Source organism: Nocardia sp. NPDC004718 (assembly GCF_053601535.1).
This window is the reverse complement of sequence record NZ_JBSGCA010000004.1, coordinates 129,725-154,972: the sequence shown is the minus strand read 5'-3', so window position 1 is coordinate 154,972 and position 25,248 is coordinate 129,725. Positions and strand designations below refer to the sequence as shown.

Genomic DNA, 25,248 nt, shown 5'->3' with positions numbered 1-25,248 from the left:
CTGCTCCCGGGAACGCCGGGCCGATCTAGTTCTGGTGGTCTGCCCAGGATCTCAGGGTGTCGACCCGGCCCTTCAGCGCGCGCAACTCGCTCTCGTCGTCGAGCACCGTGCGCTGGATGCCTTGCACGACCGCGAAGGCCGACTGGCGATGGTCGTCGATCACGTCGACGTCGATGCGGACGGCGACGTAGTCGGCGGCGTCGGGCATCTGCTCGGCGACCACGCGCGCGGTGCCCCTGGCGCACATCGCCACGTTGCCCCCACCGAGGATCAACAGGGCCACCTCGGGATGTTCGCGCAATCGCGCCAGCGAACCGCGATCGTACTTGAGGCTGATCAGGATGCGCCGGTCACCGGCCCGCACCGGCCAGGACACCGGAATCGCATGCGGTGCAGGGTCGGTGGTCACCAGCACACCGATGGTCTCCAGCGGCCATTCCGGAAGCGCGTCCAGCTCGGGATGATCTGTCGAGTTGTGCTGACGCTGGGCGGGGCTCGCTCCGGCTGCCATCTTCGTCACCTCATGGATCGTCGAGCGCGGCGGGCTGTACCGCGCTTGATAGCAGTCTAAGGCGCTGTGCGCCTTGCGCGCTGGCGCTGGGCGCTTTGTCCGGACCGCGCTTCGGTGACCGGCGGCGCGTGCCTGGCGCCGGTCAGGCCGAGATCAGCGCGGGAATGTCGAGCGCGGCGGCCCACTCCCTGGCCATGTCCCGCACGCGGACCTCTGTCGACGCGTCGTGTCGCGCGTGCTCGCCCACCTGCACGGCGCCGCGCGCGGCGAGTTTCTCGGCGATGATCTCGCCGCCGCGGTTGAACGTGTCGCCGTACACGATGTCGCCGAGCCCGAAGACGGCGAAACGCAGCCCGTTCAGATCCGGCGTGTCGCGGTCGAGCGCGGCGGCGAAGGGTTCGGCGCCGGTCGGCAGCTCGCCGTCGCCGTAGTTCGAGCACACGACGACGTGGAAGTCGCGGACGTCCAGATCCGCGAGGTCGAAGTCGGTCATGTCGTGCACCGAGACGTCGTGCGCCGCGCGCAGCTCCGCGGCGATGGTGTCCGCGGCGGACTCCGCGGTGCCCATCTCGGATCCGAACAGAATGACGACGCGCACCGGCACAACCCTTCCTCTCATGATATGGTGAGCCTATCCTAATTATATTGCCCAGTGTGTGCCACTGCCGTGGGCAGCGCACGGGCAGGGGCGGTTCAGCTGCACCGATTGACGGAATGTCGAGCGCGTTGCATCATTCGTAGAGGTGCCCGGAGTTTCCTGGGCAGACCACTTTTCCAGCCGGCCGATGACTGTCCGGCGTGCGGCTGCCACCCGTGCCCTTCGATCGTTCCCGCACGAGTGCAGCGCTTCCATCCATGACGCCATGCGCGTCCGGCCGTGAGTGAGGTGAAACGAAATGGTCTACCAGTCGTCTATATACCGGGTGATCAATTCGTACCCCCGCTTCGGCACCCTTCCCCACTTCTGAATGTCACCGCGCCAGGCGCGCGGTCCTCGCACGTCGATGCCCCGGCATCGACGGATCGCCGCTCGGCGCGGTGCCCCGGACGCAATCTTCAGACCGGTGGTTCGACGGAAGTGGAGGCAGTCATGACGGACAGGGGAGCAGTGGATTCGGGGGCGGTGGAAATGGTCACGCGGGCCATGGCGAGCAATCTCGCCGTGTCCGCCGCGATGATCGAGGATCTCGGCTACCTGCGCGCGGAACTGGCCGCCGCGGAGGTGCCGTTCCTGCTGGTGCGCGACAGCGGGCACCGGCTCGTGCTCGCGGCCGACGCGGCGCAGCGTCTGATGGTGCGCCGGGTGACCGCCGCGGCGATGTCGGCGGGGTTCTCCTGTGTCGAATTGCAGCGCAACGTCTTCCGGCTCGGGCGCGACCACGACCCGGCGCACCATGTCGAGCTGGAACTGTGGGAATACCACGGCGACACGGTGACCTGCCCGCGCCCGAACGCGCTGACCCGCCCGGTCTTCGACCTCGCCGACGTCCAGCGCACGCAGGTGCGGCTGTTCGACCGGACCTGGCCCACGCTGACGGACATGTTCGCGCCGCAGACCGGTGACGTCGGGTTCGACATCGACCTGGTGTTCTCCTGGGTGGACGGCTCCGATCCGGAATTCCGCGCCCGCCGCGCCGGGATGCTCGCTCAGGTCGTGGTCGGCGAGGGCGACGACGCGGACGCCAGGATCCGCCAGATCGACGAGTTGAGGTACGCCCTGCGGTCGGTGCACAAGAACGCGCCGTGGATCCGCAGGATCTTCATCGCGACCGACTCCACGCCGCCGGAGTGGCTGACCGCGCATCCGAAGGTGACCGTGGTGCCTGCGGCGGACCACTTCCGGGACGTCAGCGGTTTGCCGGTGTTCAATTCGCACGCGGTGGAATGCCAGTTGCAGCACATCGACGGGCTCGGCGAGCACTTCCTGTACTCCAACGACGACATGTTCTTCGCACGTCCGGTGCGTCCCTCGATGTTCTTCACGCCGGGCGGCGTGAGCCGATTCATCGAAGCGGACACCAGGATCGGGCCCGGACGCAACAACGAGCGGCGCAGCGGTTTCGAGAACGCCGCCCGGGTGAATCGGGCGCTGCTGGCGGAGCGCTTCGGTTATGTCATCACGCGGCACCTGGAGCACACGCCCGCGCCATTGCGACGCAGCGTGCTCATGGAGATGGAGGAGGAGTTCGCCGCGGACTTCGCGCGCACGAGCGCGAGCCGGTTCCGGGCGGCCACCGACATCTCGGTCACCAATTCGCTGTATCACTACTACGCCATGCTGACCGGGCGCGCGGTGCCGCAGGAGTCGGCGAAGGTGCGGTACGTCGACACGACCAGCTACCACGGTCTGGCTTTGCTGGACGGGCTGGCGCGTCATCGCGACGTCGACTTCTTCTGCCTCAACGACGGCAGTTTCCCCGAAGTCGCCGAGTCCGACCGGGTGCGGATCGTCTCGGAGTTCCTGGCCCGCTACTACCCCGAGCCGGCGCCGTGGGAACGGCTCAGTACACCGCCTCGTCATCCGCTTCCGGAGTCGACGCAGGGCGCCGCATGACGTGCGGGATGCGCGCGGCGGGCGGGATCACGATGCCCTCCTCCGTCAGCCGTTGCCGCGCCTCCTCCGGCGTGGCGGGAGCGCCCACCGTGCGACCGCGCTCGATGGGCACCACCGAGTGCACCACGGTGTCCGGATAGATGTGCACGTAGTTGAAGGCCTGCGCGCCGTCCCGGCCGCGCAGGCCACCCTGCGCTACACCGAGATCCTGGCTGTAGCAGGTGGCCGACGCCACCGAGACGGGGATGCCCGCGAACGTGGCGCTGGTGGAGAAGTGCAGGTGCCCGGCGAGGATGGCGCGCACGTCGGTGCCGTCCAGCACGTCGGCCAGTCGGCGCTGATCCCGTAGTTCTACGGTGACGGCGAGGTCGATCACGCACGGCACCGGTGGGTGGTGCATGGCCAGGATGGTGCCGAAGGGCGCGGGCTCGGCCAGGACCGAGCGCAGCCACTCCAGCTGGTCGTCGGAGATCTCCCCGTGGTGGTGGCCGGGCACCGAGGTGTCCAGGGCGACGATGCGCAATCCGTCGATCAGATGCACCCGGTCCAGCGGGGAGGTGGTGGGGTACTCGTGCAGCAGGCGGGCGCGGAGGGCGGCGCGGTCGTCGTGGTTGCCGGTGACCCACACGATGGGCGCCTGCAAGCTTCTGGCGAATGGTTCGACGATCGACTTCAGCTTGGCGTACGCGGCGGGCTCGCCCCGGTCGGTGAGGTCGCCGCTGAACACGATCGCGGTCGGCCGGATCCGGCTCGCCACGGCCTGGTCCAGTAGCTGCCGTAACCGCAGATCGGCGTCGACATCGCCGTACAGGGGGTCGTCGCCCGCGATGAGATGTGTGTCGCTGAAGTGAAACAACACGTGATCCGGACGCGGATACTCCGCGACTCTGGTGATGGACACCGGACCGAATCCCTCCTGGCGGTTTGCCCGCCATTGGCTTGGCTCCGTCGCCACGATAGCGCCGGTTACGGACAGGTTTCCCGGTGGTTGGTGAAGACTCGCTTGCGGGAAGGTGAGGTTTCGGTGTCGGACGCTGGGTGAACGCGGGTGGATGTGGGATTGGTCACCGACCGAGGGCGTCGGCGGTGCGCAGGGCGTCCACGACCATCGCGGCATCCACCGTGAAGGGTTCGTTGTGGATCGTCTCGCCCGGAGCGGTCGCCCGCTGTGCGATGGCCGCCAGTGCCTCGTCGTCGGCATCGGGCAGCCCGAGGGCGGCCAGCGTGGTCGGCAAACCCACCTCGGCGCAGAAATCGAGCACCGTGCCGATCTCGGACGCGGGCGCGCCCTCGAGCACCAATTGGGTGAGGGTGCCGAACGCGACCTTCTCGCCGTGCAGGAACGGGCGCGTTCGCGCGGCGGCGGTGAGACCGTTGTGCACGGCGTGCGCCGCGGCCAGTCCGGACGATTCGAAGCCGAGTCCGGACAGCAAGGTGTTGGCCTCGACGACGCGCTCCAGCGCCGGTGTGACGCTGCGGGTGCGGACGGCGGTCAGCGCCTGCGCGCCGTCGGCGAGCAAGGTGCGATAGCAGAGTTCGGCCAAGGCGGTGGCGCTGCGAGTGGAGGCGCCGCCGCGCATGTTGCGCACCTGGGCGGCGCTGCACGTGCGCGCCTCGAACCAGGTCGCCAGGGCATCGCCCATGCCCGCGGCGAGCAGCCGAGCCGGGGCCCGCGCGACGACCGAGGTGTCCACCAGCACCAGCGCCGGATTCCGCCGGACGAGCTGATACGCCTCGAACTCGCCCGCGTCGGTGTAGATCACCGACAACGCGCTGCACGGTGCGTCGCTGGAGGCGGTGCTCGGGCAACTGATCATCGGCAGCTCGAGGTCGTCGGCGACCGCGCGGGCCGCGTCGAGCACCTTGCCGCCGCCCGCCCCGAGGACGACCGTGCTGCCGGATTCCTCGACGGCGTGGGCGATCCGGGCGATCTCGGCTCGGCTGCATTCACCACCGGACAGATGGATCGAATAGGCGATCTTCGCGTCCGTCAGCGAGCGCTCCCAGGTGCTTGCCAGCAGCCGGAAAGCGCTGGAGCCCGCCACGATGAGCACCGGCCCGCCGATGCCGAGGCGGGTCATCTCCGCCCCGAGCGCGGCGGTGGCGTCCCGGCCCTGCACGTAGTGCCCCGGCGAGGAGAACACGCTCAGCATCCGGCACCTCCCGATCCCGGGCCGCGCACGTCATCCCAGCCCGGCCGACGACGTTTTCAACGCTACGCGACACACCCTCCGCCACGGTCGTTGTCGAGAGAACCCGCCGTGCTTCGGCGATCGCGAGAGCCGTCCGACGACCCGGAGGTGCCCGGAGCGCGATCGGGACCGATCAGCTCTGGGTCGTGAGGGTCCCCGGGAGCAGATGCGGCCGGTCGCGGTCCTTCTCATCGAGCAACGCGAAGTAGCGGCGCAGCATGAGGATCGCGGTGGTGGCCAGGCCCGCGGTGAGTCCCCACCAGACGCCCGCGGCGCCGAGCCCGGCCGGGTAGGCCAGCAACAGGGCGACGGGCAGGCCGACGCCCCAGTAGCCGATCAGGGAGAGCCGGAAGCCCGCGTTGGTCGCCTTCAGCCCGCGTAGCAGGCCGGTGCCGATGTTCTGGGCAGCGTCGAAGAATTGCAGCACGATTCCGATCAGCAGCAGGGTGTGCGCGACCTGGATGGTGTCGGCGTCCGAGGAGTCCAGGAAGGGGCGCAGCACCAGATCGGGGGCCATCACGTACACCGCGCCCGTCACCGCGGCGATCACCGCGGCGTGCCGCAGCGCCAGCCAGGCCAGTGCACGGGCGTGCGCGTGCTCGTCGCGCGCGACCGCGTGGCTGACCAGGATCGACGCACCGTGCGAGAGACCGATCGCCACCTGGAACACGATGTAGATGATCTGGTAGACGACGTTGTGCGCGGCCAGCGCGGCCGGGCCGATGCTGCCCATGACCAGCGCGAGCACCGAGAACATGCCCGCCTCGGAGCCGTAGGTCAGTGCGATCGGCGTACCCAGTCGCAGCTCGGCGCGCACGGTGGTGAGCCGCAGCGGCAGCGGCGTGCCGGGCAGGGTGCGGCCGAGTTCCTCGTCGCGCCACACCATCACCCAGAACACGCCGAAGGTGACCAGGAAGACCAGCGAGGTCGCGACACCGATACCGGTGAGCCCGAGTTCGGGCAGGCCGCCCTTGCCGTGGATGAAGCCGAGCGCCAACAGCAGATTCAGCGCCACCGAGCCGAGCGTCACCAGCAGCAGCGCCTGCGGGCGCTGCATGCCGACCGTGTACTGGCGCAGCACCTGGAACCACAGGCACGGCACCAGGCCCGGCGCGAGCGCCACCATCAGCGGGCGGGCGTCGGCGAGCACTCCCGGGTCCTGTCCGAGCCAGGGCAGCACCCAGCCGAGCCCGATCAGCACGGCACCGCCGAGCAACCCGGCGATCGTGGCGATCGCGAAGCTGGAGCGCAGCAGGTCGCGGATCTCCGGATCCGGCGATTCGCCGCGTTTGCCCGCCGCGCTCACGGCGGTGGCGATCTGGTTGCCGCTGCCGGTGATCAAACCGACGCACATCGTGCGGATCTGGTTGAACAGCACGATCGCCAGGCCGCCCGCGGCCACCTGCCGCACGCCGAGCGTGCCCATCAGCGCGATGTTCGTGGTGGACACCGCGATCTGGGCGAGCTGGGTCAGCGCGATCGGCGTCGCGAGCGCGGTGAGCCGCCCGCCGTCGCCGCGGAAACTCGTCGCGATCACCGGTTCTCCTTCACAGCGGGCGGGAGCGTCGTCCCGCGCGGGCGCAGCGTCGCACCGTACCGACGACCGGACCTCACCGCGCTTCCACCAACGTGTTCCTGGCGGCGGGCGTGTAGCGCCGCAGCAGCAGCGCGATCTCGCGTTCGGTGCCGGGGTCGAGCAGGTCGCGCTCGTTCATCCACTCGTCGTCGAACACCGTGTCCAAGTACTTCTCCCCGCCGTCGCACACGATGGTGACCACGGTGGAGCCCGGCGGGAACTCCTCCAGCCGGGTGAGCGCGGCGTACACCGAGCCGCCCGCCGACCCGCCCATCATCAGTCCCAATTCGGCGGCGATCGCGCGGGCGGCCGCGAAGGCCGCCACGTCGGTGACCTTCACGCCTTCGTCCAGCAGCGAATAGTCCACGGCGGTGCCGATGGTGGCGCCCGGCGGGGTGCCGGTGCCCGACTGCCAGTACGGACCGCCCGGCCCGCCGAAGGCGATCGAGCCGACCGGTTCGACCCCGATGACGTGCGGCGTGCAGCCGAGCTGGCGCAGCCGGGTCGCGGTGCCGAACAGCGAACCTCCGGTTCCCACGGCGGACAGCAGGATGTCGACCCGATCGACGTCCTCGAGCAATTCCTCGGCCACCGGGTAGTAGCCCACCGCGTTGGCGTCGTTGTTGTGCTGCTCGGTGAAGTACGCGTCGTCCCGCTCGGCCGCTATCGCCTCGGCCAGGTCCTCCCGTGCCGAGGTGGCCAGGTTGTCGTCGCCCTCGTCGGCGACGAACACCAGTTCCGCACCCATTGCTCGCATCGCGCGCAGTTTGTCCTTACATGCGTGATGGTCGACCACTGCGGTGAAGCGATACCCACGTTCCGCGGCAACTACCGCGAGGCCGAGCCCGGTATTGCCGGATGTGGACTCGATGATATGTCCGCCACTGCGTAGCAAACCCCGACGTTCGGCGTCGAGGACCATTTCGCGCGCCATCCTGATCTTGGCCGCACCGGTCGGGTTGAACTGCTCCAGTTTGAGCAGCAGGCGGGTGCCGGTCGCGGTGGCCGCGAGCTCGAACAGCGGCGTGCGGCCGATCAGATCCGTCACGCGCGTGACGAGCGGCATCGAGGTCTCCTGGTTGTGGTCGGGAAGTCGGGTCAGCTGCCGTCGCGGGTCCAGCGGAAGCGATCGCCGGGTGCGTCGTGCAGTACGACTTTCGGTGGGATGGGCAGTTCGTGAAACGCGGACTCGTTCGAATCCATCTGATAACCGGCGGTATTCGGGTAGATCAGCAGATCGCCGACCTCGGCGGGGCGTGGCAGCGGCACCCGCCGCCAGCTCAGCATGTCGGAATCCAGGCAGGTGGCCGCCCCGACGCTGGTCGGCGTCGCGGTGCCGGGCCGCGCGGGCCACAGCACCGGATCGGGCAGGTACTCGCTGTCGAACCATTGCTCCGAGAGACTGAGGCTGGTGCCGTCCACGGTGAGCAACCGGTAGGGCTCGCCGTGCGCGTGCCTGGTCTTGCTGCCCTGGACGCGGAAGACGGTGCAGCCCGCGTGCGCGAGCAGCGCGCGCCCCGGCTCGACGGCCAGCCGTACGGCGTTGTCGCGCAGTCGTCCGGCGAGATCCGCGTGGTCGAGGATCTGCGCGAGCATGGCCGCGCCGGGCACCGGAAAGTGGTACGGATAGTACGAATCGAAGGACTTGCCGGAGTGGAACCACTGCCTGCCCGCCCGCGCCGTGAACTCCATCGCCGCGTCCGCCGGAACGTAGTCGACGCCGAAGCCGCCGCCGATCGACACGGTGGTGGCCGGATGCCCCAGCGTGCGCGCGCGCAGACAGCGGGCGATCAGCTCGCCCGCCAGTTCCGAGCGCGCCACCGCGTCGTAGCCCGACAGATGGAAACTGAAGCCCTCCAAGCGAATCGAATCGCGTGCGCCGCACAGCGCGAGGGCGTCCCCGATTTCGCCGGAGGTCATGCCGAACCGGCTGGCCGAGGCCGCGGGCAGCACGCGGATCAGCACTCGCGCGGGCCAGTCGGCGGACGCCGGCGCGGCGAGCCGTTCGAGCTCGCCGAGATCGTCCACGGCGATCAGCGCACCGTGCCGGACGGCCAGCCACAGCAGGTCGTCCGCCTTCGCCGGTCCGGTCACCATCAGCTCGGCACCGCGTACGCCTCGAGCCAGCGCGGCGGTCAGCTCGCCGACGCTGGCGACGTCGACGCCCGCACCGTGTTCCGCGCAGGCCCGCGCGACGCATGCGGCCTTGTTCGCTTTCTTGCCGTAGTAGATGGCACCTTGCACCCCGGCGCTCTCGAAAGCTGTGCGGAAGGCCCGGATGTTGTGGCCGACCCGCGCCGGGTACATCACGTGGAACGGCCCGCCCATTGTGAAAGCGAGGTCACCGAGCAGATCCGGATCGGCGAACAGGCGGCGCTCCCACGGATCGAGATGCGCGGGCATCGGTGCCGCGCTGATCGAATCGCGCGTAGCCGCTTCGTCCGTAGGCTCCACGGTGACACTCGCGTGTTCTAGTCCCACCGTGCACCTCCGTGTTCTAGTCCCACAGCGGCACCTCCGTGCCACGGCCTTCCGCGATCGCCCGCTCCGCCAGCGCGTGGGCCACCGCGATGTCGGTCAGCACCAGCCCGCTGTTGTAGACGAAGACGCGCTCGTCGTCGGAGCGGCGCGCGACCGCACGGCGATCGAGGATGTGCGGCAGCTCGGCGTCCACCGTGCGCAGCGTGCCGTCGGGCCCGGCCATGTCGGTGCCGGTCAGCGCCATCTGCTCGGCGCTGGTCGCGATCACGCGGTCGGCATCGGTCAGCGCGGACGGCGCGAGCCCGTAACCGACCAGCACCGCCACCGAACCGGGCGCCAGATCGTCGGATTCGAGCGCCACTTCGGTGGCCGGGCCCGCCGTGGCCAGCACGACATCGGCCGTGGCCGCCGCGGCGCGTGGATCGGTGACGGTCTCGAGCAGCGCGTGCGGATGGTGCTCGGCGAGCACGCGGTGCACGGCTGCCAGGCCCTCGGGGTGCGTGCCGTAGACCATCAGCTTGCGCAGCTGCGGGTTCGCGGCGAGCAGATGCGGAAGGGCGTTGCGGCCTTGAGTTCCGGTGCCGATCAGCAGCACGCTCTCCGCGCCCCGCCGGATCGTCTCGCGCACCAGCAGAGCCGACACCGCGGGCGTACGCAACGCGCCGACCCGCGCGCAGTCCATCATCGCGATCGGCGCGCCGGTGCTGTCGTCGTAGAGCGTGATGGTCGTGTAGTACCGCTTCGTGCTGCGATCGTGGCCTGGATCGAACTTGTAGGAGGTCTTCATCGCCACCACGCGCCTGCGGCCGTCTCGGCCGAGCATGGCGTAGGCGACCGACCAGCCGTCGGGATTGGCGACGCTGAGCTTGCGCGGATTGTCCGAACTGCCCGCCGCCAGGGCGAGATATGCCTCTTCCACGGCGCGTACCACCGCGGCCGGTGTGATCGGCACGTCGGCGAGGTCGCTTCGGCTCAACACCCGCAGGGGTGTGCTTCGGTCACGCGTGCTCAAGGGGTCCTCGATCATGTCGTACTGCATCCCGCTCATGAGTGCCGCTCCGAACCGGCGGGGTGGCCGCCGTCCGGAACGGGGCTACGGTTTGTTGCCCGTAGCCATTCTCGTCGGCTTCCTCGGCCCGCCGCCGCCGTTGCGGAAGCCGGATGTTCACTCGCTTGAGCCACCGGTCGGTGCCGTCGTACCGCGCGGTGAACGGCACTCGGCCGTGCACGGCGACGTCGTTGTCCACCAGCAACAGCTCGCCGGGGGCGAGCGACGCGCTGACGCGGACGCGTTCGAGCTCGGCGGCGAGTTGTGCGTAGGCCGCGCGGAATTCCGGGTCGGCGTCGTCGAGCGGCGTGTACGCCGGGTCGTAGCGAAGCGTCTGCCGGTCGGCGCCCGCGACGCTCCACAGCGTCGGAATCGGTGTGGCCGGGTAGGTTTCGTGACCGTCGCCGTAGGAGACATCCGGCAGGATCGGCAGTACGGGAGTGCTGAGCAGTTCGCGTTGCGCGGTGGACAGTTCGATCCGGCGCACCGATGACACGGTGGTGCCGACCAGATCCGGGTTACGTAGGCAACCGAGCATGAGCAGGTGGGCGCGCTCCGGATGGAAGGCGTCCTCGGTGTGCGGGCTGAGCAGCACTTCGCTGCTGGCGCCGGACTGTTCGTGTTCGTGACCGGCCGCGGGAACGATGTTGTTGACCAATCGGCCGTCCTGCTGGCCCTGCCAGCCGAACGGCTCGCCCGCGCTCCGCGCCAGCAGCAGCATCACCAAGTCGAGTTCGAACGAATGCGCGCGCCGCTCCGAATCTCCGCTCCAGCGCGCCGCCTCCCGCCAGCTGGGCGGAGTCGGTCCGAATTCGTTGTTCAGCAGCGGAAGACGACCGACGACCGTGGCACCCGCGGGGGTGGCGGGCGGGCGCATGGCGTGGCGCACTTCGGCAGGGAGTCGTGCGGCGCCCGCATCGATCCGTTCGATGAGCGCGGGGTCGCAGAGGGTGCGCGCCGCGGCCGCCGGATCGGCGAGTGCGAGATCGAGCGTGGTCGATATCTCTCTGGCGAGAGCGCGCACCGCGCGGCCCGCTTCCGGGGAAAGCTCGCGTCGTTCGAGGTCTAGGGGGTGAAGCGGCTTACGTTCGGAGAGAACGCTTTTCACCGGGTATCCCTTCTTCGCAGCAGTGGGAAAAGCAGGGTTCACGATTAGTATGGGAAGGTAGCCCTTTGTAGGAAGTGAAGCAAGGCTTACCTAAGCGAGTCGGCAAAAAATAGCCGAATCGCATAACTTCGGCTCGGGTGAAGTCGGCCCTGTGGACGTGCCGGGGCTCGGTCGGGGGTTTGCGGGAGATGCGCCCTTGCACTGCCGTTTTGATGCCGGTATCGGCGAGTCGCGCCGTGCATTAGGCTAGCCTGTCCTGATCGAGGCACTGTGTGCGGTACCGCCGTGGGTTCGGTTCAGGAAGAGGGGCAGCACAATGGTTTTGAATCGAAGGGACCTGCTGCGGTCGAGTCTCGGCGTAGGGGCTGTGCTGCTGGTGGCCGCTTGTTCCGATGACGCCGACGTGTCCGGGCCCGCCCGGCCTGGCGGCACGCTGCGAGTCGGCGCGCTCGGCACCGCGGCGCGCATCGAACGCGATCCGCACGCCAACCTCAGCAACGACAGCGACTTCCTCGTCACCTCCCTGGTCTACGACGCCCTCACCGTGCCGGGCGGCAACCCGAACGTCGTTCCCCGTCTGGCGAATCGGTGGGAGCCGGACGCCGACCGGCGGCGCTGGAGCTTCACCCTGGCCGAGAACGCGACCTTCCACGACGGGACACCGGTGACGTCCGAAGATGTCGTGTGGTCGCTGCGCAGGCTGCGCACGGTCGGTGGCGCGTCGAAGATGCCGGTGGCCGTGGAGGACATCTCCGCCGACGGGCCGAACCGGGTGGTGCTGGCCGTGCCCGAACCGAATACCCAACTGCCGCTGCTGGTGCGGCTGATGACGTTCACGGTCAAGAAGGACACCACTGATTTCACCAAGGCCGTGGGCAGCGGACCGTTCCGGTTGGAGTCCTATCAGGGCGGCAACGCCCGGCTGGTGCGCAACGAGCGGTGGCACGGCGGGCCACCGCCGCTGGACGCCATCGAGGTAACCATGTTCGAAAGCGTGACCGCGCTGGGCAACGCGGTGCTCAGCGGGCAGATCGACCTGGCCTCCAACGTCGGCGCCATCGCGGGCCGCACCGCCGAGGGGCGCGGCGACCTGGCCGTCGTGCGCCGACCGAACGACACGGTGGTCGGCGTCGCCATGCGCAGCTCCGACGGCCCGTTCGCCGACGCACGGGTGCGCACCGCCCTACGGCTCGGCGTCGACCGCAAAGCCCTGGTCAACCAGGTGCATTCCGGATACGGAACGGTGGCCAACGACATTCTCGGCACGGCCGATCCGCTCTACGACACCTCCCTCGCCCAGCGCGCCCGCGACCTCGATCGCGCGAAAGCGCTGTTGCGCGAGGCGAAATTCGACACCGGGCGCAGTTACCCCTTCGTCACCAAGGCCGAGGCGCCCGGTGAGGTGGAATCGGCGAAGGTGATCGCCACCCAGCTCGCCGAGATCGGCGTCCGGCTGGACGTGGTCACCCAGGAGCCGAACGCCTTCTACGACCAGACCTGGCTGAAGGCGCCGCTGTACACGATCTCCTGGGGCACCAACGACTCCACCCTCTTCTTCGCGAGCAAATTGCTGTCGAGCGGATCGAACCGCAACGAAACCGGTTTCAAGGACGCCGAATTCGACGCCGCGACCGCGAAGGCGCTCGCCGCGCGCACCGACACGGAGTACCGGCAGGCGAATCAGGAGTTGCAGCGCATCCAGTACGAGCGCGGCGGCTACCTGGTCTGGGGCATGGCCGACGGCATCGACATCGCCGCCTCCCGGGTGCGCGACCTGCCCACGCTCGGCGGGTTCGCCAGGGTCCAGCTGGAGAAGGCCTGGCTGGCCGGGTGATGCTGTTCGCGCGACTGCTGCTCCGGCGCGTCATCCTGCTGGTGACGCTGCTGGCCTGCGTCTTCGTCGCCGTGGACCTGCTGCCGGGCGACACCGCACGCGCCGTCCTCGGCCGGGAGGCCACGCCCGAGCAGATCGCCGCCAAAGAACACGAACTCGGACTGGACCGCCCACTGGCGGTGCGGTTCTGGAACTGGATTGCGGGCGTCGTGACCGGCGATTTCGGACGTACCGCGCGCGGACGGCCGGTCGACGACCTGCTCATCGACAAGTTCCCGCCGACGCTGCTGCTCGGCGGTGTCGCCCTCGCGGTGACCGTGCTCGCGTCGCTCGCGCTCGGCGCGTGGTGGGCGACGCGTCCGGGCAGCGTGGCCGCGCGTGTCTTGCAGCCGACGACGACCACCGCGGTGGCCGTTCCCGAATTCGTGATCGCCACGGTGCTGATCCTGGTGTTCGCGCTGGCGCTGGGCTGGCTGCCCGCCGTGACCATCACCGGCCGGTCGGGGATGCCGGCCGGACCGGAGATGCTGGTGCTGCCGGTGCTCGCACTCGCGTTGCCCCAGGTCGGATGGAACACCAGGGTGGTGCGCGCCGCCTTGTCCGACGCCGCGCTGGCACCGCACGTGGAAAGCGCGTTGCTCGACGGCCTTTCGGGCCGTACGGTGCTGGCGCGGCACGTGTTGCCGTTCGCGTTGCCCACGATCGTCGCCAGCTTCGCCACCACGGTCGGGATGCTGCTCGGCGGTGCTCTGGTGGTGGAGACCGTGTTCAACTATCCCGGCCTCGGGGCGGTCCTGGCCGGCTCGGTGGCCGATCGCGACATCTCGGTGGTGGCCGCGGTGGTCGCGTTGTCCGGGGTGCTCATCATGATCGTGCTCGCCGCCGCCGACGGCATCCGCGCGTGGTCGTTGCGGGGGCGGCGATGACGGTTCCCGCGAAGATCGCGAACCCGGCCCGGCGGCGGCTCGGGCAGCTGGCCGTCGCACCCGCTCTGCTGGTCACGCTGGCGGCGGCGCTGGGACCGACGCTGGCGCCGCACCCGGCAGAGGAAGCGATCGCCATCCCGTTCGGCGATCCCGCTGCCGGCGCGCCGTTGGGCACCGACCGGCTCGGCCGCGACGTGCTCAGCCAGTTGCTCTATGGCGGTTGGGGATTGCTGCTGGTGGCCGCGGTGATCGCGGTGTCGGTGACCGGACTGTCGTGTGTCCTCGGCGCGGTCGCGGCGCTGCGCCCGCGGATCGGCGAGTGGATCGAACTCGGCACCGACTTGTTCATCCTGCTACCAGCGGTGCTGGGGATTCTCCTCGTGCTGACCTCGTGGCCCGACGCGGGAACCCTGGGACTGATCGTCCTGGCGCTGCTGTTCGGCGTTCCCTATTGCGCGCGAATCTGCACGGCCGCCGCCGCGGGGGTCGCGGCGTCCGGATATGTCGAGAGCGCGCGAGCCGCCGGTGAGTCGCTCGGGCACCTGGTGTTCCGGGAAGTGATCCCGAACCTGCGCGCGGTGTCGACGGCTCAGCTCGGGCTGCGTTTCGTGGCGGCGGTCTATCTGGTGAGCACGGCGTCCTTCCTCCAGTTGCCCACGACGCTCGGTGCGAGCAACTGGGCGGTCATGGTGCGCGAGAACGCCTCCGGCATGCTGCTCAATCCCTGGGCCGTGCTCGCTCCGAGCCTCGCGATCGCGATCGTCGCGGTGAGCGTGAACCTGGCGGTGTCGGCGTTCGGGCGAGGGGAGCGGGAATGAACGTGAACGTCACGACGAGCGCGCGTCGGACGGCCGAGGCGGATGGCGCCGGGCAGGTGCGGGCCGATCTCGTCGCGGTCGACGGCCTGACCGTGCTGGGTCAGGACGGGCGAGAATTGGCCGGACCCGCGACTTTCCGGATACCGGCGGGCACGGTCACGGCGCTCACCGGCCCGTCCGGGTCGGGCAAGACCACGGTGATGCGCGCACTGCTCGGGCAACTCCCGTCCGCGGCGGCGCGCACGACGGGCTCGGCATCGGTTGCCGGACACGATGTGCTATCGCTCGATCGCGTTGCGCTGCAACGCTTCCGGCGTCAGCATATCGCTTACGTCGGGCAGGATCCCGGGTCGGCGCTGAACCCGCTGCTGCGCGTGCGCGCCCTCTTGCGCGAGGTCGCGCCGCGCGCGCCCGAGTCCACCCTGATCGACACGCTCGCGCTGGTCGGTCTGTCGCCGGACTACCTTCGCCGCCGCCCCGGTGAATTGTCCGGCGGTCAGCAGCGCCGCGTCGCCCTCGCCAGGGCGCTGATCCGCCGGACCGGCGTGCTGGTGCTCGACGAGCCGCTGGCCGGGCTGCACGGCGCACTGCGCACCGATATCGCCGGGCAGCTGGCGGCACTCGCCCGCGAGCGTTCGGCGGCGATCTTGCTGTCCGGGCACGACACCGCTCTCGTGCACTCGATCGCCGACGACATCATCGAACTCGGCGTGGTCCGTCCGGCGTCCCTGCCTCCGTCTCCGGCGGGCGGTACACAGCTGCGTGCCGAACGGCGAAGTGCTCTCCCTCCGCCGGACGTCGCCTCGACCGGAGAGCGAGCGCGCAACGGTCACAAGCCTTCGGCCGTCTCGGCGGACAACCGACCGCCCGGCGTCGTGCTGCGCGCCGAGAACATCAGCGCCTCGATCGACGGACACCGAGTGCTCGCCGACATCGACCTCGCGCTGGAGGCGGGCTCGGCGCTCGCGGTGGTGGGCGCGTCGGGCGCGGGCAAGACCACCTTGGCTCGCGTGCTCGCGGGGCTGCACCATTCGGCGACCGGATCGCTCGAACTGCGTGGCGACCCGATCATCGTTGGGGCGAACCGGCGAATTCACCACGGCGCGGGCGGCATTCAATTGGTCACTCAAAACCCACGGTCCGCGCTCAATCCGCACCGCACCGTGGCGCAAACGCTCGGCCGCCCTTTGCGGCGGATCGGGCGCGTCGCGCGCCGGGATCTTTCGCGGCGAATCGCCGAACTGCTCGCCGCGGTCGAGCTGTCCGCCGACCTGGCCGCCCGCTATCCGCACGAACTGTCCGGCGGCCAGCGGCAACGGGTGGCGCTGGCCCGCGCCCTCGCCGCCGAACCGGCCGTGCTCCTGTGCGACGAGATCACCTCGGCACTGGACCACTCCACCGCGGCGGCGATCATGGCGCTGCTGGATCGGATCCGGTCCGAACGTGACACCGCACTGCTGGTCGTCACGCACGACATGGCCTTGGTCGCCGAATACTGTCCCCGGCTGCTCGTCCTCGACCAGGGATGCGTCGTCGAATCCGGGGACACCGGAACGGTTCTCGCCGCGCCGACGCACGGCGCGACCAGCGAACTGCTGGTCTGACACGGCGACCGTGCGGGTCATACGCGCTTTCGACACGCAGTGCGCTCCGTCACCGGCTTGCCGCGGGCCCGCGCCGTCATCTGGATGATGGAAGGGTGTTGCGAAAGACCGGCGTCTCGGCCGCCATCGTGGTGCTCCTCGGGCTCGCCGGTTGCGGGACCGACCGCACCCCGATCCCGGAGGGCATCCCGCCCGGACCGGGCACCCCGCTGCCCGTGATCGACCTGGACGCTCCCGGTCGCACGGCCGTCCAGTTGCGCGGCTGGGCCGAGGAGCAGGCCGATGGGCTCGGCATACCGCCGATCGCGCTGGAGGCGTACGGCTACGCGGCGGCTGTGATGACCAGGGCCCGTCCCGACTGCGGCATCGCGTGGACGACGCTCGCGGGCATCGCGAGCGTGGAGAGCAGGCACGGCACCCATCGCGGGGCGCGGCTCGGCGCGGACGGCTCGGTCCGCCCGCCGATCATCGGAGTCCCGCTGGACGGCTCGCCGGGCGTCGCGTTGGTGCGCGACACCGACGACGGCGTGCTCGACGGCGATCCGGAGCACGATCGCGCCGTCGGACCGCTGCAGTTCATCCCGGAGACCTGGAAGCGCTGGGGCGTCGACGCCAACGGGGACGGCGTCGCGGATCCGCAGAACATCGATGACGCCGCGCTCACCGCCGCCAGGTACCTGTGCGCCAGCGGCGGCGACCTCACCTCCGAGCACGGCTGGCAGCGGGCGTTGCTCACCTACAACCAGTCGCACAGCTACCTGTTGACCGTGCGCGACCGGGCCGCGAGCTACAGCATCGGCCGCCGGGTGTGATCTCCCGGTCGCCGGAGTGCCGGTTACCCGCCTCGCCGCCGGGACGATAGGCTCGCAGCGCACGGCCCATCCCGTGAGACATACCGTGTCAGCAGCCGAAGGAGTGTCTTTTTCGTGGCCATCATCGAACAGGTCGGAGCTCGCGAGATCCTCGATTCGCGCGGTAACCCCACTGTCGAGGTCGAGATCGCTCTCGACGACGGCACCCTGACCCGGGCGGCCGTGCCCTCCGGCGCGTCCACCGGCGAGCACGAGGCCGTCGAACTGCGCGACGGCGGCGAGCGCTACGGCGGCAAGGGCGTGCGCAAGGCGGTCGAGGGCGTGCTCGACGAGATCGCGCCCGCCGTCATCGGCCTGGACGCCGTGGAGCAGCGCACCGTCGACCAGGTGCTGCTCGACCTCGACGGCACCCAGGACAAGTCCCGGCTCGGCGCCAACGCCTTGCTCGGTGTCTCGCTGGCGGTGGCCCGCGCCGCCGCCGAGTCCTCCGGCCTCGAACTGTTCCGCTACCTCGGCGGTCCGAACGCGCACGTGCTGCCCGTCCCGATGATGAACATCCTCAACGGCGGCGCGCACGCCGATACGGGCGTCGACGTGCAGGAATTCATGGTCGCCCCGATCGGCGCGCCCACCTTCAAGGAGTCGCTGCGCTGGGGCGCGGAGGTCTACCACGCGCTGAAGTCGGTGCTGAAGGCCAAGGGCCTGTCCACCGGCCTCGGTGACGAAGGCGGTTTCGCGCCCGACGTGGCGGGTACCAAGGCGGCGCTCGACCTGATCAGCGAGGCCATCGCCAAGACCGGCCTGAAGCTGGGCAGCGATGTGGCGCTGGCGCTGGACGTGGCCGCCACCGAGTTCTTCACCTCCGGCAGCGGCTACAAGTTCGAGGGTGTGGTGCGTTCGGCCGAGGAGATGGCGCAGTTCTACGCCGAGTTGATCGCCGCCTACCCGCTGGTGTCCATCGAGGACCCGCTGGCGGAGGACGACTGGAACGGCTGGGTCACCCTGACCGACCAGATCGGCGAGAAGATCCAGCTCGTCGGCGACGACCTGTTCGTCACCAACCCGGAGCGCCTGGAGGAGGGCATCGCCAAGGGCGCCGCCAACGCGCTGCTGGTCAAGGTGAACCAGATCGGCACCCTCACCGAGACCCTGGACGCGGTGGAGCTGGCGCATCGCAACGGCTACAAGACGATGATGTCGCACCGTTCCGGCGAGACCGAGGACACCACCATCGCCGACCTCGCCGTCGCGGTGGGCAGCGGCCAGATCAAGACCGGCGCCCCGGCGCGCAGCGAGCGGGTCGCCAAGTACAACCAGCTGCTGCGCATCGAGGACGCGCTCGGTGATTCGGCGCGCTACGCGGGTGACGTCGCGTTCCCCCGCTTCGCGTTCGAAGGCTGAGCTGGGGCACGAACCCCGGGAGTACCGCGAAGTAGAGACAGAGGCGTGAGATGACGGAGCGACGTGCGCGTGGGACCAGTCCGGCCGGACGCGGGGACCGCCGCACGTCGCGTGCCGCCGGATCGCGCCCGGCCGACTCCGCCGCCAAGCGCGGCCGCAGGCGATCGGAGCCCGCGGAGAAGCCGAAACCGCGCAAGACGGGTTCGGTCGGCGACAGGCACGACCACACGTTCCTCGGCCTCTCCACCGGCAAAGCGGTGATCCTCGCGATGGTGGTGTGCGGGCTCGCGCTCACCCTCGCCGTGCCGATGCGCACATATTTCACCCAGCGCGCGGAGGCAGCGCAGCTGGCGCAGCAGCGCGAGGAACTCGAGACGGATCTGGCCCGGTTGCGGGATCGTCGTGCGCAGCAACAGGATCCGGCCTACATCCGCAGCGAGGCGCGGGACCGCCTGCGTCTGGTGATGCCAGGCGAGACGCCGTATATCGTGCAGGTGCCCGGCATCGAGGCGCCCGCGCCGCCGCCCGCGCCCACCAGAGCCAGGGACCCCCAGCCTTGGTACACCGATTTGTGGCGCAGCATCTCCGAGCCGCAGCCGACGCCCTAGGCCGCCGCGCCACCACCTCGAGCACCGGAAGGACATAGGTGACCGCACCCACCGACCAGGATCTCGCGATCATCGCCGAGCAGCTGGGCCGTGCGCCGCGCGGCGTGCTCGCCATCGCCTACCGCACCCCGGACGGGATCCCGGCCGTTGTGAAGACCGCGCCCCGGTTACCGGATGGCACCCCCTTCCCGACCCTCTACTACCTCACCGATCCCCGGCTCACCGCGGAGGCGAGCAGGCAGGAATCGGCCGGCGTGATGCGGGAGATGACCGAGCGGCTCGCCGCGGACGAGGAGCTGGCCGCCGCCTACCGCGCCGCGCACGAGAGCTATCTGGCCGAACGCGACGAAATCGAGTCGCTCGGCACGGATTTCACCGGCGGCGGGATGCCCGAGCGGGTCAAGTGCCTGCACGTGCTGATCGCCCACGCATTGGCCAAGGGGCCGGGGGTGAATCCGCTCGGCGACGAGTCGGTGGCGCTGGCCGCCGATCACGGCCTGCGCGGCACCGCGATTCCGGCCGACTGGCCCGCTGCCCGGCCGGGGGGCCCGCGAGAGACTGGAGCACAGTGATGAGTGACCGGGTAGCCGCCGTGGATTGCGGCACGAACTCCATCCGACTGCTGATCGCCGACGTGCTCGACGACGGGCGCTTGGCCGACGTGCACCGCGAGATGCGCATCGTCCGCCTCGGTCAAGGCGTCGACGCGACCGGGTCGCTGGCGCCGGAGGCGATCGAACGCACCCGCGCGGCCCTGGCCGACTACGTCGCGCTGATGCGCGAGGCGGGCGTCGGCCGGGTGCGGATGGTGGCCACGTCCGCCACCCGGGACGCCGCCAACCGGGAGGATTTCTTCGCCATGGCGCGGGCCGAACTCGGCGCGGTGGTCGCGGGCGCGGAAGCCGAGGTGATCACCGGCGACGAGGAGGCGCGCCTGTCGTTCGCCGGCGCCATCGGCGAATTGTCCAGCGCGGCGGGTCCGTTCGTCGTCGTCGACCTGGGCGGCGGTTCCACCGAGCTGGTGTTCGGGGACAGCGCGGGGGTGCGCGCCGCGTTCTCCGCCGACATCGGCTGCGTCCGGATCACCGAACGGTGCCTGGCGGGCAATCCGCCGACCGCCGAGGAGATCGCCGCCGCCCGCGCCTTCGCCACCGAGCGGTTGACCGAAGCGTTCACGCACGTCCCGGTGGAGGGGGCGCACACCTGGGTCGGCGTGGCGGGCACGATGACCACGCTCGCCGCGGTCGCGCTCGATCTCCCCGAATACGACTCGGAGCGGGTGCATCTCACTCGTTTGACCTCGGAGCAGGTGCATCAGGTCTGCGACCGGCTGATCGCCATGGACCACGATGAGCGCGCCGCGCTGGGGCCGATGCACCCCGGCCGGGTCGACGTGATCGGCGGCGGCGCGGTCATCACCGAAGTGCTGGCGGAGGAATTGTCCCGGCGCGCGGGTATTACCGAGCTGATCGTCAGTGAGCACGACATTCTCGACGGCATCGCACTGTCGATCGCCTGATCCGGCTCGGTCGCCTGGCCGCGGTCAGGTCTGCCGGACGTGTCCGTTCAGCTTCACCTCGGCGTGTGTCTCGGTTCCGGCGCGGACTCCGATTCCGGCGTGACCCGCGTGGCGCGCCTTGCCGATGGCGATATCGGCGAGCCGGCAGAGCGATTCCATGTTCCGCGGCGCCAGCAGGAGTTCTTGCAGCGCGTTGGGCATGAGCAGGCCCAACCCGCGTTCGGCGTGCTCGTACATCCGGATCTGGGTCTCGTCGGGGGCGGTCTCGACGAGTTCCAGCCGGATCCACGCGGCGCCGAACGGCGAGAGCTTGGCCTCCAGTTCGAGCATGTGCGGCGGATCCACCGACACGACCTCCGTGGTGTCGCTCACGGTGAACGGCCATACGCCCGCGCTGTAGTGCAGCGCCGCGCCGACGCCGGGCCATCCGTCATCGACGTCGCGAATGTGCGTGGCGCCGACGACCCAGGCGGCGAACAGCCATCCGTCGGCCAGGACGGAGAAAACCTGCTCCGGTGTCGTCGGCACGGTGATTTCCACATGGACCATCAGCTCAACGCTTTCTGGGTGCGGGCCGGTTTGCCTTTCGATTGCGGGGTGCCCGGTGGGTGCGGGGGCAAACCACCGGCCGCGCCCAGGTTTCGCGGCCCGCCTGAACAGAACAAACGAATCCTCCCCGGCGCGGTTCGAGATGCGATCTTCGGAGCATGGTCGAAGCGAAAACATCGCGGGAACCAGTGGGGACACGAACCGTGTTCGGCCACCCGATCGGGCTGGCCAACTTGTTCGGCGTCGAACTCTGGGAGCGCTTCTCGTTCTACGGGATGGTCACCATCCTCGGGTACTACCTCTACTACTCGGCGACCTACGGCGGTCTGGGCCTGGGCAAGGACACGGCCGTGGGCATCGTCGGCGCCTACGGCGGCCTGGTCTATTGGTCCACCGTCCCGGGCGGCGGCTGGATCGCCGACCGTTTGCTCAAGATGAGACGCACCCTCTTCTACGGCGGCATCGTGGTCATGGCCGGGCACGTCGCCCTGGCCGTGCTGCCCGGCCTGTCCGGTGTCGGGCTGGACTGGCATCGGTCGCTCTGGGCAGCGGCCCCGGAGGCTTTCGGGCTCAGATGATGGCATTGTATTTTTTCTCGGTTGGTCTCGGCACGTCGCTGTCGGGTAGTTTGGCGCGGTTCTATGACCCAGGTCACGAGTTCGCGTATTTCGGTATCACCGGGACGGCCGTGGTGTGTGCGGGGCTGATCGTCGCCGCCATCGCACCATGGATCAGCAAATTCATGGCAGGCGTGCGTTGACTCGCCGTCTGGGTACAGAACACAAGCAATTGGCACGAATTAAGGAGAACGCGTGACGAAACCCGGGCCACGAGCCGATTCGGCGGGTGATGTCTCGTCTCGGTGGGGCGGTCTGTTCCGCACCAAGTCCGTCGAACAGTCGATCCACGACACCGACGAACCCGACTCGAAACTACGCAAGGATTTGACCGCCTGGGACCTCACCGTCTTCGGCGTGGCCGTCGTGGTCGGCGCGGGCATCTTCACCCTCACCGCGCGCACCGCGGGCACCGTCGCGGGTCCGTCCGTCTCGCTGGCCTTCGTGTTCGCCGCGATCGCCTGCGGGCTGACCGCGCTCTGCTACGCCGAGTTCGCCTCCACGGTGCCGGTGGCGGGCAGCGCCTACACCTACTCCTACGCCACCTTCGGCGAGCTCGTCGCCTGGATCATCGGCTGGGACCTGATCCTGGAGTTCGCGCTCGCCGTGGCGGTCGTGGCCAAGGGTTGGTCGCAATACCTCGGCGAGGTGCTCGGCACCACGTCTCCGATCGCGCACTTCGGCCCGGTGACCTTCGACTGGGGCGCGGTGCTGCTCATCACGGTGCTCGGTGTGCTGCTCGCGACCGGGACCAAGGTGTCCTCGCGGGTGTCGGCGGTCGCCGTCGCCATCAAGCTGGGCGTGATCGCGTTGGTGCTGGTCGTCGGCCTCACGTACTTCAAGTCCTCGAACCTCTCGCCCTACATCCCGCCGTCGCAGCCCGGTGAGCGGGGCGAGGGGCTGCGGCAGTCGCTGTTCTCCTTCCTGACCGGCGCCGGACACAGCAACTTCGGCTGGTACGGCCTGCTCGCCGCGGCCAGCTTGGTGTTCTTCGCGTTCATCGGCTTCGACGTCGTCGCCACGACGGCGGAGGAGACCCGCAACCCGCAGAAGGCGGTGCCCCGCGGCATCCTCGGCTCGCTGCTCATCGTGACGATCCTGTACGTCGCGGTATCGCTCGTGCTCACCGGCATGGTGCCCTACACCGAGTTGTCCCATGGCGACGCGACACTGGCCACGGCGTTCGGCATCCACGGGGTGACCTGGGCGAAGAACATCATCTCGATCGGCGCCCTCGCCGGGCTCACCACGGTGGTCATGGTGATGTATCTCGGGCAGACCCGGGTGCTGTTCGCGATGTCGCGTGACGGGCTGATGCCGCGCAAGCTCTCGCACACCGGTAAGAACGGCACGCCGGTGCGGGTCACCGTCATCGTCGGCGTGGCGTGCGCGCTGCTGGCCGGGTTCGTGGACTTCGGCACGCTGGAGGAGATGGTCAACATCGGGACGCTGTTCGCGTTCGTGCTGGTGTCGGTCGGTGTGCTCATCCTGCGACGCACGCGTCCGGACCTGCCGCGTGGATTCCGGGTTCCGCTGGTGCCGCTGATCCCCGTCCTGGCGGTGCTGGCGTGCGCGTGGCTGATGCTGAATCTCTCGGTGGAGACCTGGCTGCGGTTCCTGGTGTGGATGGTGATCGGGTTCGTCGTCTACTTCGCCTACTCGCGGCACAACTCCGTGCTCCGGAAGGCTTCCGTCACCTAGTACGCGGCCGGAGTTCGGGTGTGGGGTGGCGGCGGATAGCCTGACGCCGTGTCGCAGCGTGAGTTGGTTGTTCTCGGGACCGCTAGTCAGGTGCCGACGAAACAGCGAAACCACAACGGGTACCTGCTCCGGTGGGACGACGAGGCGATCCTGTTCGATCCCGGTGAGGGCACGCAACGGCAGATGACCTATGCCGGTGTGACCGTCACCGGGCTCACCCGGATCGCCATCACCCATTTCCACGGCGACCACAGTCTCGGGCTGGCCGGAGTGGTGCAGCGGATCAACCTCGACCGGGTGCCGCATCCGGTCGACGTCTGCTTCCCGGCGTCCGGCGCGGCGTACTACGAGCGCCTGGTCAACGCGACGTCGTACTATCACCGCGCCGAGCTGCGGCCTCGCCCGATCCTCGCGCCAGGTCCCGTCGACCTGCCCGAGGCGCCGTTCACGGTGACGGCGGTGCGGCTCTCCCATCCGGTGGACACCTTCGGCTATCGGCTCAGCGAGCCGCCCGGGCGGCGCATTCTGCCGGACCGGTTGCGCGCCCTGGGATTGCGCGGCCCGATCATCTCCGAACTGCAACAGCGCGGCAGTGTCGAATTCGTGGGGCGCACGATCACTTTGGCGGAGATCAGCGAACCGCGCTCCGGTCAGAGCTTCGCCTTCGTGATGGACACCCGGCTGTGCCCAGGAATCGGGGAGCTGGCCGCCGACGTCGACATGCTCGTCATCGAAGCCACGTTCCTGGACGCCGACGAACACCTGGCTCTCGAATACGGCCATCTCACGGCGGGCCAAGCCGCCCGGGTGGCCGCCGACGCAGGCGTTCGCACCCTGGTGCTCACCCACTTCTCCCAGCGCTACCGCGACCTCGACGAGCACTTGGCCGAAGCGGCGAAGTACTTCTCCGGCGAGATCCACGTAGCCACCGACCTCGCCAGGATCCCGCTGCCACCCCGGCGCTGACACCCCGCCGCGAACATCCGACACGCCGAGATGACTCGCGGACGCTAACACCAGCCCGCCGCCACCGATCTAGTTCTCTGGGACGCCTGCCAACCCGGGCTGCGAACAACCGCCACCGGCACCGGTCACCCGACCGCGCCGTCCGGCACCCGGCCACGGCCGACGCCCCGCCACCCCGACAAATTGTCGGAATTCCGGTACAGCCGTACGACTCGGTACGCTGTCCCGGACGCCCCTATAGCCCAATTGGCAGAGGCAGCGGACTTAAAATCCGCCAAGTGTCGGTTCGAGTCCGACTGGGGGCACTTACCGAGCCGAAGGTAGATCGCTTTCCTCGCTGCCCTTCGCACCCGTGCAGACGCCCTCCGTCTGCAGTCCTCGGGTCGAGCTATTGTGCCGACCTGTACCAGGGAGCTGGCAGTG

General features: G+C 69.5%; 23 protein-coding genes, 1 tRNA gene and 1 pseudogene. 15 read left to right on the top strand and 10 right to left on the bottom strand.

Annotated features, from left to right (window positions below; all coding sequences use genetic code 11):
- Positions 1-25: 25 nt before the first annotated feature.
- Entirely contained in the window at positions 26-511 is a 486-nt protein-coding gene (locus ACWEH3_RS05355; RefSeq protein ID WP_450020752.1) for a pyridoxamine 5'-phosphate oxidase family protein, read from the bottom strand.
- A gap of 142 nt (positions 512-653) precedes the next feature.
- Positions 654-1,109 (bottom strand): flavodoxin domain-containing protein, encoded by a 456-nt coding sequence (locus ACWEH3_RS05350; RefSeq protein ID WP_450020754.1) that lies wholly within the window; start codon positions 1,107-1,109, stop codon positions 654-656.
- 492 nt (positions 1,110-1,601) lie between these two features.
- On the opposite strand from ACWEH3_RS05350, the gene ACWEH3_RS05345 reads away from it, so the two are divergent.
- Positions 1,602-3,065, top strand: a complete 1,464-nt coding sequence (locus tag ACWEH3_RS05345; protein ID WP_450020663.1) for a stealth family protein — start codon at positions 1,602-1,604, stop codon at positions 3,063-3,065.
- Here ACWEH3_RS05345 and ACWEH3_RS05340 read toward each other — a convergent pair.
- From ACWEH3_RS05340 to ACWEH3_RS05310, 7 genes are all read right to left on the bottom strand, one after another.
- Positions 3,013-3,966: a phosphodiesterase gene (locus ACWEH3_RS05340; RefSeq protein ID WP_450020665.1), complete on the bottom strand. Its 954-nt coding sequence runs from the start codon at positions 3,964-3,966 to the stop codon at positions 3,013-3,015. The two genes, ACWEH3_RS05345 and ACWEH3_RS05340, sit on opposite strands and share 53 nt — an antisense overlap.
- Before the next feature lie 163 nt (positions 3,967-4,129).
- Positions 4,130-5,218, bottom strand: coding sequence for a glycerol dehydrogenase (locus tag ACWEH3_RS05335; protein ID WP_450020667.1), 1,089 nt, complete (start codon positions 5,216-5,218; stop codon positions 4,130-4,132).
- Positions 5,219-5,390: 172 nt separating this feature from the next.
- Entirely contained in the window at positions 5,391-6,794 is a 1,404-nt protein-coding gene (locus ACWEH3_RS05330; protein ID WP_450020669.1) for an MATE family efflux transporter, read from the bottom strand.
- 73 nt (positions 6,795-6,867) lie between these two features.
- Entirely contained in the window at positions 6,868-7,899 is a 1,032-nt protein-coding gene (locus ACWEH3_RS05325; protein ID WP_450020671.1) for a PLP-dependent cysteine synthase family protein, read from the bottom strand.
- A gap of 32 nt (positions 7,900-7,931) precedes the next feature.
- Positions 7,932-9,236, bottom strand: a complete 1,305-nt coding sequence (locus ACWEH3_RS05320) for an alanine racemase (protein ID WP_450020756.1) — start codon at positions 9,234-9,236, stop codon at positions 7,932-7,934.
- Between the two features lie 94 nt (positions 9,237-9,330).
- The gene (locus ACWEH3_RS05315) at positions 9,331-10,341 is read right to left on the bottom strand and encodes an ornithine cyclodeaminase family protein (RefSeq protein WP_450020758.1); all 1,011 of its coding nucleotides are present in this window, start codon (positions 10,339-10,341) and stop codon (positions 9,331-9,333) included.
- Complete coding sequence (locus ACWEH3_RS05310) at positions 10,313-11,470, bottom strand: TauD/TfdA family dioxygenase (protein WP_450020673.1); 1,158 nt, start codon at positions 11,468-11,470, stop codon at positions 10,313-10,315. The genes ACWEH3_RS05315 and ACWEH3_RS05310 overlap by 29 nt, the downstream gene beginning before the upstream one ends.
- Before the next feature lie 316 nt (positions 11,471-11,786).
- Between ACWEH3_RS05310 and ACWEH3_RS05305 the strand changes: the two genes are divergently transcribed.
- The 9 genes from ACWEH3_RS05305 to ACWEH3_RS05265 all read left to right on the top strand — a co-directional run bounded on the left by ACWEH3_RS05305 (position 11,787) and on the right by ACWEH3_RS05265 (position 20,992).
- Entirely contained in the window at positions 11,787-13,304 is a 1,518-nt protein-coding gene (locus ACWEH3_RS05305) for an ABC transporter substrate-binding protein (protein ID WP_450020675.1), read from the top strand.
- On the top strand, positions 13,304-14,230 hold the full coding sequence (locus tag ACWEH3_RS05300) for an ABC transporter permease (protein ID WP_450020760.1): 927 nt from the start codon (positions 13,304-13,306) through the stop codon (positions 14,228-14,230). Before ACWEH3_RS05305 ends, ACWEH3_RS05300 begins: the two co-directional genes overlap by 1 nt.
- On the top strand, positions 14,227-15,048 hold the full coding sequence (locus ACWEH3_RS05295) for an ABC transporter permease (protein ID WP_450020677.1): 822 nt from the start codon (positions 14,227-14,229) through the stop codon (positions 15,046-15,048). Before ACWEH3_RS05300 ends, ACWEH3_RS05295 begins: the two co-directional genes overlap by 4 nt.
- The gene (locus ACWEH3_RS05290; protein WP_450020679.1) at positions 15,045-16,652 is read left to right on the top strand and encodes an ABC transporter ATP-binding protein; all 1,608 of its coding nucleotides are present in this window, start codon (positions 15,045-15,047) and stop codon (positions 16,650-16,652) included. Before ACWEH3_RS05295 ends, ACWEH3_RS05290 begins: the two co-directional genes overlap by 4 nt.
- A gap of 95 nt (positions 16,653-16,747) precedes the next feature.
- Entirely contained in the window at positions 16,748-17,464 is a 717-nt protein-coding gene (locus ACWEH3_RS05285) for a lytic transglycosylase domain-containing protein (RefSeq protein WP_450020681.1), read from the top strand.
- 114 nt (positions 17,465-17,578) lie between these two features.
- Positions 17,579-18,865 carry a phosphopyruvate hydratase gene (eno, locus tag ACWEH3_RS05280; protein ID WP_450020683.1) on the top strand — a complete coding sequence of 429 codons (1,287 nt, stop codon included), beginning with the start codon at positions 17,579-17,581 and terminating at the stop codon, positions 18,863-18,865.
- Positions 18,866-18,915: 50 nt separating this feature from the next.
- Positions 18,916-19,473 (top strand): FtsB family cell division protein, encoded by a 558-nt coding sequence (locus ACWEH3_RS05275; RefSeq protein WP_379255352.1) that lies wholly within the window; start codon positions 18,916-18,918, stop codon positions 19,471-19,473.
- Between the two features lie 38 nt (positions 19,474-19,511).
- The gene (locus ACWEH3_RS05270; RefSeq protein ID WP_450020685.1) at positions 19,512-20,045 is read left to right on the top strand and encodes a DUF501 domain-containing protein; all 534 of its coding nucleotides are present in this window, start codon (positions 19,512-19,514) and stop codon (positions 20,043-20,045) included.
- A complete protein-coding gene (locus tag ACWEH3_RS05265) occupies positions 20,045-20,992 on the top strand; it encodes a Ppx/GppA phosphatase family protein (protein ID WP_450020687.1) in 948 nt (315 codons plus the stop codon). The genes ACWEH3_RS05270 and ACWEH3_RS05265 overlap by 1 nt, the downstream gene beginning before the upstream one ends.
- 24 nt (positions 20,993-21,016) lie before the next feature.
- Here the strand turns inward: ACWEH3_RS05265 and ACWEH3_RS05260 are convergent, their stop codons facing one another.
- The gene (locus tag ACWEH3_RS05260) at positions 21,017-21,541 is read right to left on the bottom strand and encodes an SRPBCC family protein (protein ID WP_450020689.1); all 525 of its coding nucleotides are present in this window, start codon (positions 21,539-21,541) and stop codon (positions 21,017-21,019) included.
- 158 nt (positions 21,542-21,699) lie between these two features.
- Here ACWEH3_RS05260 and ACWEH3_RS05255 point away from each other — a divergent pair.
- From ACWEH3_RS05255 to ACWEH3_RS05235, 5 genes and pseudogenes are all read left to right on the top strand, one after another.
- Positions 21,700-22,094: pseudogene (locus ACWEH3_RS05255) on the top strand (MFS transporter); the annotation flags it as partial.
- Positions 22,095-22,115: 21 nt separating this feature from the next.
- Entirely contained in the window at positions 22,116-22,301 is a 186-nt protein-coding gene (locus ACWEH3_RS05250; RefSeq protein WP_450020762.1) for a hypothetical protein, read from the top strand.
- Positions 22,302-22,353: 52 nt separating this feature from the next.
- Positions 22,354-23,859 (top strand): amino acid permease, encoded by a 1,506-nt coding sequence (locus ACWEH3_RS05245; RefSeq protein ID WP_450020691.1) that lies wholly within the window; start codon positions 22,354-22,356, stop codon positions 23,857-23,859.
- A gap of 48 nt (positions 23,860-23,907) precedes the next feature.
- Complete coding sequence (locus tag ACWEH3_RS05240) at positions 23,908-24,825, top strand: ribonuclease Z (protein ID WP_450020693.1); 918 nt, start codon at positions 23,908-23,910, stop codon at positions 24,823-24,825.
- A gap of 231 nt (positions 24,826-25,056) precedes the next feature.
- Positions 25,057-25,130 (top strand) — tRNA-Leu (locus ACWEH3_RS05235).
- Positions 25,131-25,248: the final 118 nt, after the last annotated feature.